Annotated in this window: 10 protein-coding genes; 7 read left to right on the plus strand and 3 right to left on the minus strand. The window is 32.1% G+C overall.

The features are described from left to right. Positions 1 to 948: HYR domain-containing protein (locus Q0162_RS01810; protein WP_297888193.1), on the minus strand; the 948-nt coding region annotated here is incomplete at its 3' end. A gap of 340 nt (positions 949 to 1,288) precedes the next feature. Further along, entirely contained in the window at positions 1,289 to 1,561 is a 273-nt protein-coding gene (locus tag Q0162_RS01815) for a hypothetical protein (RefSeq protein WP_297888196.1), read from the minus strand. Between the two features lie 115 nt (positions 1,562 to 1,676). On the opposite strand from Q0162_RS01815, the gene Q0162_RS01820 reads away from it, so the two are divergent. The 5 genes from Q0162_RS01820 to Q0162_RS01840 all read left to right on the plus strand — a co-directional run bounded on the left by Q0162_RS01820 (position 1,677) and on the right by Q0162_RS01840 (position 5,476). Continuing rightward, positions 1,677 to 3,224: an exo-alpha-sialidase gene (locus tag Q0162_RS01820; protein WP_297888199.1), complete on the plus strand. Its 1,548-nt coding sequence runs from the start codon at positions 1,677 to 1,679 to the stop codon at positions 3,222 to 3,224. A 584-nt stretch (positions 3,225 to 3,808) separates the two neighbouring features. Continuing rightward, entirely contained in the window at positions 3,809 to 3,958 is a 150-nt protein-coding gene (locus Q0162_RS01825) for a hypothetical protein (RefSeq protein ID WP_297888201.1), read from the plus strand. A gap of 130 nt (positions 3,959 to 4,088) precedes the next feature. Beyond that, entirely contained in the window at positions 4,089 to 4,613 is a 525-nt protein-coding gene (locus tag Q0162_RS01830) for a hypothetical protein (protein ID WP_297888204.1), read from the plus strand. An 18-nt stretch (positions 4,614 to 4,631) separates the two neighbouring features. Further along, positions 4,632 to 5,012: a hypothetical protein gene (locus Q0162_RS01835; protein WP_297888206.1), complete on the plus strand. Its 381-nt coding sequence runs from the start codon at positions 4,632 to 4,634 to the stop codon at positions 5,010 to 5,012. Then, positions 5,009 to 5,476, plus strand: coding sequence for a hypothetical protein (locus Q0162_RS01840; protein ID WP_297888209.1), 468 nt, complete (start codon positions 5,009 to 5,011; stop codon positions 5,474 to 5,476). Before Q0162_RS01835 ends, Q0162_RS01840 begins: the two co-directional genes overlap by 4 nt. A gap of 166 nt (positions 5,477 to 5,642) precedes the next feature. Here Q0162_RS01840 and Q0162_RS01845 read toward each other — a convergent pair whose 3' ends face one another. Beyond that, positions 5,643 to 6,191 carry a hypothetical protein gene (locus Q0162_RS01845; protein ID WP_297888212.1) on the minus strand — a complete coding sequence of 183 codons (549 nt, stop codon included), beginning with the start codon at positions 6,189 to 6,191 and terminating at the stop codon, positions 5,643 to 5,645. Between the two features lie 112 nt (positions 6,192 to 6,303). Between Q0162_RS01845 and Q0162_RS01850 the strand changes: the two genes are divergently transcribed. Further along, positions 6,304 to 6,924, plus strand: a complete 621-nt coding sequence (locus Q0162_RS01850) for a hypothetical protein (RefSeq protein ID WP_297888215.1) — start codon at positions 6,304 to 6,306, stop codon at positions 6,922 to 6,924. A 547-nt stretch (positions 6,925 to 7,471) separates the two neighbouring features. Then, positions 7,472 to 7,954: hypothetical protein (locus Q0162_RS01855; protein WP_297888218.1), on the plus strand; the 483-nt coding region annotated here is incomplete at its 3' end.

Raw genomic sequence — 7,954 nt, forward strand, 5'->3', positions numbered from 1 at the left:
GTTAGTACAAGGTTCCAAAAGTTTATCACAATCGGCTACTACTTTCATTGGGATTTTGATTACCTTAATAGCACCACCTAAAGGAATAGTAACACCTGGTATATTGAATAAGTAGGTTTTAGTTACAGGGGCATAACTTTGTCCAGGGGAAATAGCACCTTGGGTAGCTCCAGTTAGATTAGGATTACCATTGGTAATTATTTTTGCATTTGTAGGCAATTTCAGGGTGAGTGAAGCTGTACTAATAGTATCCTGACCTGTATTTTGGTAAGAAATTTCGTATATAAACTCATCATTAGTACTGAGTTGTGTTACTGCTGCCCCTACACCATTGGTATAACGAGCATTCACAATCATTTCCAAGGCACGTGATTGTACAATCTCCTTGAAAGTACAAGTGCTAGTATCATCAAAGCAGGTATCGGTAGCAATAGGTTCTGTCCACGATACTTTTTTACTACATTTACCTGCATCGGCTATTACAATAATATCTGAAGGACAACCTGATATTATAGGAGGAGTAGTATCCTTAGGCAAAATAACTGTTATAGTTTTAGTCATAGGAGGAGGAGCTCCACATCCTATATTTGATTTCAATTTGTACTCTACTTGAAAAGTAGTTGTTTCAGTAATAGTACGAGAAAAAGTACGTTGAAATCCTAGTGGAGAGCTAGTAATGCATTGCCCTGCTGTATCGAGTTGATACCAACTAATATCAAATAAGAAATAAGAGAAGCTAAAATATAATGTAGTTTGATCACCTCTACAAGAAGAAGCTACTATAAGAGCTACATTAGGATTAAAAGCGGCATTGATTTTCACCTCGATATCATTTTGTGCCGACTGACAGGCGTGAGTAGTGCACACCATATAAATACCATCGTCCAAGTTATTGAACACGGCATAAGCGTTATTAGGATCAGTAGCTTGGAGAGTAATCGTTCTCACAGCAGAGGTGAGGATAGTTTTTTTTAATAAGGTAAAAGTAAGAGGATAAGTAATCTATTGCCCTGTTACATCTACAGAAACGATGTCAGAACCGCTTGAGGCACTACAAGCTGAAGCTGAGAGCACAGGCTCTAAAGAAGGTTGTGCTTTTACAGTAAACGGATGGTAATAGATTTGATTATGAGGGTATTTACCTGCCGCAGTGGATTAAGCAGTTTCTACCTGCCAATGGACTGGGCTATTGTCTGTAGCCTGATAACATAAGTTTCTATATTTCAAGGCGTAATTACCTGCTGCAAATCACCCCAACCGTAATAATGTTCATCTGTCCAATGTTGTACTAAAGGAAAGACAACGCTATATTTTCATAAGCATACCTTATATTTCTAAAAGCCTGAGCTGGGTCAATGATTGCAGGAGGCGTTAATTCCACTATTCTACAAAGTTCAAAGCAACCATTAGAACGTTGGTAACGGATACGGTATTTACTAGGAGAGGGAAGATTTACTCTGGCACTGTTGTTATTAGCTGCAAAAGTATGCCAAGCAGGTGTAATGGTAGGGCAAACCCCTAGAGAGGTTTCTTTTTCTACAGTAAATGTATTTTTAGACAAGAAAAAGTAAAGAAATACATCAATTTATTAGTAAAAAAAATAATAAATAGATGTGTTTTTTATTTGGTTGTTTAAAAATAAAATTATACCTTTGTCAAAAATTAATAAATTATTTATGAAACAATTATTTACCATTATTGCACTTCTTTTTCTTAGTTTTGGCTATGCCCAAAATGGAAAAACTTTTACTCAAATTCAAATGCCTTTGGCTACTGATAAAGATAATCTTATTACTTCATTTGAGCTACCTATAAAACAAGGTACAGAGATAAAAGAACTCTCTTTTCTATTTAAAAGTAAGAAATTGAATCTTTCGGAACTCTCCGTTTATGTAGGAGATAGTTCTAAAAAAAAACAAGCTGTACTTTTTGCTAAAACTTCAAATCTTAATTGTTATACTAAACTACAAGGAATTTTCAAAACTACTAATGACACCCTTTTTGTTTGGGTCTATGCTCGTACTATTCAAAACCCTGAACTCTTGCAAAAACTGTATTTATCAAAGGTAAAACTCATTACCAATGAGACTAAATTCACGCTTAATAATGCTAAAAAAGAAGGGCAGCGTTTTGCTATATCTCTTCGTCAGCGCAAGCAAGATGGTATAGAGTGCTACCGTATACCAGGACTCGTAACCACTAATAAGGGTACATTGATAGCTGTTTACGACAATCGTTACAACAACTGTAAAGATTTGCAAGAAGATATCGATGTAGGAATGAGCCGCAGTACTGATGGCGGGCAAACGTGGGAACCAATGAAAAAAGTAATTGATATGGGTGAATGGGGAGGAAAACCTAACCGCCTTAATGGGGTAGGAGATCCTGCTGTCTTAGTAGATGAAAAAAATAATACTATCTGGGTAATGGGGTTGTGGCAGCATGGTTTAGACCCTAAAATAATGACTTGGTGGGGTTCTAAAAGTGGGATGACTCCTGAGGAAACAGGACAAATAGTAGTGGTGAAAAGCGAAGATGATGGCAAAACATGGAGTGAGCCTATCAATATAACTTCTCAAATCAAAAATCCCGAATGGAAGCTTTTCTTTCAAGGACCAGGAAGAGGCATCTCAATGAGTAATGGTGCCTTGGTATTTGCAGGTCAGTTTAAGGACAAAGATCAAGTGCCTCACTCTACTATTATATATAGTAATGATCATGGTAAAAGTTGGAATGTAGGTGTGGGAGCTAAAACACACACTACTGAGGCGCAAGTGGTAGAACTCTCCGATGGTACCTTGATGCTTAATATGCGTGATGACCGTAATCGAACTAATTATGAACTTTCAGATAGCTATCACGGGCGTTCAGTAGCAGTTACAGCCGATATGGGTAAAACGTGGGTAGAGCATAATACCTCTCGCACTGTTCTTACCGAGCCTAATTGTATGGCAAGCATTGTTTCTTATAAAGATAAAAAGGGAAAACAGTATTTATTTTTCTCTAATCCCAATGATGCAAAAAATAGAATAAAAATGACTATCAAAACAAGTGATGACGGTGGTAACACTTGGAATAAACTACCTTCAGTGTTATTGTATGAGCAAGCTGCTATGGGTTACTCTTGTCTTACTATAATAGATAATAAATACATAGGTATTCTTTATGAAGGAGATGGAGATTTGTATTTTCAAAAAGTGCCTATTAAAGAATTTATAAAATAAATTCATAAACTTTGTCAAAGTTTATATTCCTACTATTTCTAATTTTATCATCTCCCTTTTAATAAGCTTTAACTCTTGTGTAAGGTGTTGAAAAAGTAGTATTTTATTTTTATTTTTCCTAAAAGCAATATTAAGAGTCTGTGAAATTGTTGCCTCTTTCATGAAAAAATATACTTTTGTGAATTAATTTGTGTTTTTCAGGATAAAAGTATTCATTTTAATTATGAAAAAGTTTCTAATAGCAATTATATATTTTTTAACAGGATTCACTTCTTATGCACAAGAGTGTTTTGACGTACAATTAACACCTATAGTGAGGCAATGTTTTTCGGATGCTAAGTTGCATATAACAGCGCAGCCTAAAATCACCTATGCCTACAGGTTGTAGCTCTTCAGGCAACTACTCTGTTGAACTGACAAAACTTTCAGGAGCCCAAGTTTGCAAGCCCTTTCGGGCACTCCATATTCCTATGTGTTTGCCGATTTGCAACTAGGAGTTTATACGGTTACACTCTATGATAACAATGCAGTATGGGTAAAACTAAATAGTAAGAACTGTTACCATTACTACTACCTACAAAACTATGAATATTACAGCTGAAGGTATAGCTCCTACTTGTGCAGGAATGATTGATGGACAAATACAGTTCAAAATTCCTTCTGGAGGTACTGGTCCTTTTGGGGTAACCATTACTGATGAAAGTGGAAATATATTAATTGAGGTGTCAAAATAATTTCATATATTTGCACTCTGAAAATACTTTGACACCTCAATTAAATTTTTTGATCATCAAGTTAATGAAATAAAAATAATAACACAAAGGTAAATTCTATTTTATATTGCATAAATATCTTAAAAAACAAATGAAAAAACAATATATGAAATTATTACTTATTAGTTTATTTTTAATAGGGACAGTGAGTTCTTGTGAAAATGTTGTTAATAATAACACTGAAAAAGATCCACTAAATGAATCATTAAGTATCGAATCTGATACCAAAATAAACAATCCTCTTATAGGTAAAAAATTCTATTATTTATATAAAGGTGAAGATGATGGAGAACTCTTTCTTGCTGTACACCCTTATCTTAAAGGAGATGATGATATGCCTACAATTGTATTTATCAATGATACGCTTATGGATAATTGGAATACAATGGAAGGTAATAAATGGATCATAGAGAAAATAGAAAAAAAAGATACTCTGCTAACTTATTTTGTAAAGATGGAAAATGGGGAGACTTTTAATTCTTTATGTTTGAGTTATAATGCTAAAAAAGGATTAATGTATAATATAAGAAAAGATACAACCTTTATACTAATAGATTCATTGTATATTAACAAAATAAAGAAAATTGCAACAAAAATAGAATTTTCGGATGATTAATGAGATATGTAAAATCAAATGAACAATCTACTCACCCATTATTCTATAAATTGGATAGACGGAACGAAGCTAAGCAGCAGCCATTTTATTGCTGTGCAGGACTTTGTTACCGACAGTCTTAGAGATGCCATAGCCTTGCAAACCACAGACCTTAACTATGGCTTACAGCCTATGGCTGGTGATTCGGTAAAGATGCACGTGCTGATGGATCACTACAACTGCCTGCAACTAATCCTTGAAGAGTGCCACGCCGTTACTCCTAATGGAATACACATACAAATCAGTGCCGCACAAGAAGGACAGACCTTAACGCTGAGCAAGGATATGACAGAGATGAAGGGTAATGCCATTTTTTCTGTTATTACTAAAGTTGAAAACTCTGAAAAAATATTGCTATGAATTATCTTGTATATTTTATTATTTCTTTTCTGTTTTTTTCTTGTAGTAAAAATATCAAAATATCCGAAATGGATAAATCTTACAATGCTAGAATTTTACAGATTATGAATGAAAACTCATCTTACAAGTTTAATTATTTCTACTATGAAATAAAAAACTATACCCATAAGGATTATAGCAAGGTAGCATATGAAATAGAAGATTTTGTTGATAATAGTTATATTTCATCTATTGCGAAAAAGAAAAGAGCAGAGATATATTGCTTTTTTTATACTAAAAGATGGTGGTATAGGAGAATTAACTTGAATGATACCGAAGAAATTAGCGATAATGGCTTAATTTACGATAGAGATTTAATCGCATTAGTTGAGTTCATATTAGATGAGAATAAAAATTATATTAAGAAAATTATTGTATATAATAAAAAAGAGATAATGTATGAAAGAAAAGAGATTTTGGATTAAGTATTAGTTATTTATACTATAGTTTAGTTAAAATAGGTATTAGAAAATATCATATTAAACTCATTTAAACTTTTAGTAAGACCAATGCAAAGGCAAGATAATGCCAATTTAACCAATGAGAATCTAATACATCAAATCGAATGAGTAGAGTTCTAAAACTATCAATCTAGGCAAAAGAACGTTCATTTACAAATCTTTTTTTGTAAACCTTTTCATCAAAAAAACGCTTTTTACCTCGTTTGTTTCCTTTGCAATTTCTAGGATTCTCTTTGATATTAGGAAACATCTTTCTACAATGAATAGCTCTTCTAAGTTTCTTACAATCAAACCCTTTATCAGCGTTTAGATAGCTATTTTCTACACAAATACCACATTTTTTTATTTGATTCATTATCTTAGAAAATTGACCTATTATATCATACAGATCATTATGATTTCCACTAATAATATCTCCTATTCCTATAGGGTATCCTCGCCCATCGGTCAGAACAAGAACATTAGAAGTTCTTCCTTTCTTGCGATGTTGGTATTTAACACATTCTAAATCAACAAATAAGTATTCCCATTGACATCCTGTTTTTGCTTTATGAACAATACACCTAAAGATGTCATACATGTTAAATTTAGATGTAAAACCTCTTTTATTAGTAGGGATATAAGGTAAAAATTTGGTCGTGAAATCATTTTTGTCTATCTTTGCAAATGAGTAATCCATATATGTGTTATATTTTTGATTTTCAACACAATATTACATAAAATATTTGGATTACTCAAATTTTTTAAAAGTTTAAATCACTTCAATGACATTCATTTTTATAAATAAGGGTATGAAAACCTTGTTATTGGTTTTTATATGTGTAATAGGAACTGCTTATTCACAAAAAGGGTTTACGTATGTATCTAAGTCTAAGACTCCCATAATTATTCTTCCTGATTTTACAATACAACGAAGGGTGTTACCTCCTCTTGTTGAAGGTGGCGAGAAGCAAGTACGAGATACTATTTTTATCAATAATTATTTCTTTGGCAAATTGGTCTCAAGTGGAGGTAATACAAAAACTCCTGCGAGTTATTTTAAAGATATGGAAGATTATAAAAGCTATATTGTTAAAAATTTTGTGAAAGAGCGTATACTCGAAGAGGTGAAAAGTGAGGTTCTTATTAAGTTTGTTATATCAAAAAAAGGTGAGTTGGACATAAAATTTATTCAAGGACTTAACAATGTATACGACGATTGGATGATCAGGGGTTATATAGATAGGATGTTAAGTTCTTTTGGTGGTCTTCGTATGGGGATATGGAAGCCTGCTATTGATGAAAAGGGTAACCCTGTAGAAACAGAAGGCTATTTAATAATCCATTTTGATATGGATGCAGTTGCACCAGCAAGTAGAACTCCCGACAGAGTTCTTCCTATAAAAGGAGCTGACGCACAAACCATAGAATAAGACATCAATAGATTCATTACTGTTTTTAAATCAGACGTATCTATAGTTAATATAGAGTACATTTAACCTAACTCAAATATAATTATGGATAGCCTTTTCATAAACTCCTGCTTTTATCCATTTTGAGTGATAATAATAAACAGTTTGCTATGAAAAAGGATATTTAACACATTCTAAATCAACAAATAAGTGTTCCCATTGACATCCTTTTTTTGCTTTATGAACAATACACCTAAAGATGTCATACATGTTAAATTTAGATGTAAAACCTCTTTTATTAGTAGGGATATAAGGTAAAAATTTGGTCGTGAAATCATTTTTGTCTATCTTTGCAAATGAGTAATCCATATATGTGTTATATTTTTGATTTTCAACACAATATTACATAAAATATTTGGATTACTCAAATTTTTTAAAAGTTTAAATCACTTCATTTATAAATTTATACAGAAGGAAACAAGTAATATAATGGATTATGATCTCAATGATCAGAAGTTTTTTAATAAATATCAGATTGATATAATGCAAAGTGAAGCTAAGAAATATTATGCCAAAAAATAAATTATTATATCTGTTTTTTTTTACCTTTTGTGCTTGCAAACCTATAATAATATATAGGTTGCCTCCTGAATATGTAATTATTATAGATAGGAGAGCTACAGGGTATGACATAAGTGTAGATCATTTTGTTAGGGATTATTATTTTAATAGCAACGGAAAATTCCTACGCGTAAATGATACAATAGTTCCTTCTGACTATCATATATATAAATGGTTTTATATAGATAATAAAAGAATTGAACTTGAATATATTAAAATCATAAATGGATATTTAGAAGGTACATATACAATAAATCCAGATATGCCTTTAAAAGAAATCTATTATAAGAAAAGTAAAATGGCGGGAAAATATATAGTATATAATACAGATAGACAAATATTATATCGGACATATTTTACAAATGGGAATGGTTATTGGAAGGATTATTACTATAAAGAAGGTAAAATAAGAGAAGAAGGAAAAGTTGTG

It is taken from the genome of uncultured Capnocytophaga sp., assembly GCF_937936315.1.
Lineage (GTDB): Bacteria > Bacteroidota > Bacteroidia > Flavobacteriales > Flavobacteriaceae > Capnocytophaga.

Excerpts from the sequence above, each read along its gene's own strand:
- Q0162_RS01820 (WP_297888199.1), top strand. The coding sequence starts at position 1,677 with ATGAAACAATTATTTACCATTATTGCACTTCTTTTTCTTAGTTTTGGC.
- Q0162_RS01825 (WP_297888201.1), top strand. The coding sequence starts at position 3,809 with ATGAATATTACAGCTGAAGGTATAGCTCCTACTTGTGCAGGAATGATT.
- Q0162_RS01830 (WP_297888204.1), top strand. The coding sequence starts at position 4,089 with ATGAAAAAACAATATATGAAATTATTACTTATTAGTTTATTTTTAATA.
- Q0162_RS01835 (WP_297888206.1), top strand. The coding sequence starts at position 4,632 with ATGAACAATCTACTCACCCATTATTCTATAAATTGGATAGACGGAACG.
- Q0162_RS01840 (WP_297888209.1), top strand. The coding sequence starts at position 5,009 with ATGAATTATCTTGTATATTTTATTATTTCTTTTCTGTTTTTTTCTTGT.
- Q0162_RS01845 (WP_297888212.1), bottom strand. The coding sequence starts at position 6,191 with ATGGATTACTCATTTGCAAAGATAGACAAAAATGATTTCACGACCAAA.
- Q0162_RS01850 (WP_297888215.1), top strand. The coding sequence starts at position 6,304 with ATGAAAACCTTGTTATTGGTTTTTATATGTGTAATAGGAACTGCTTAT.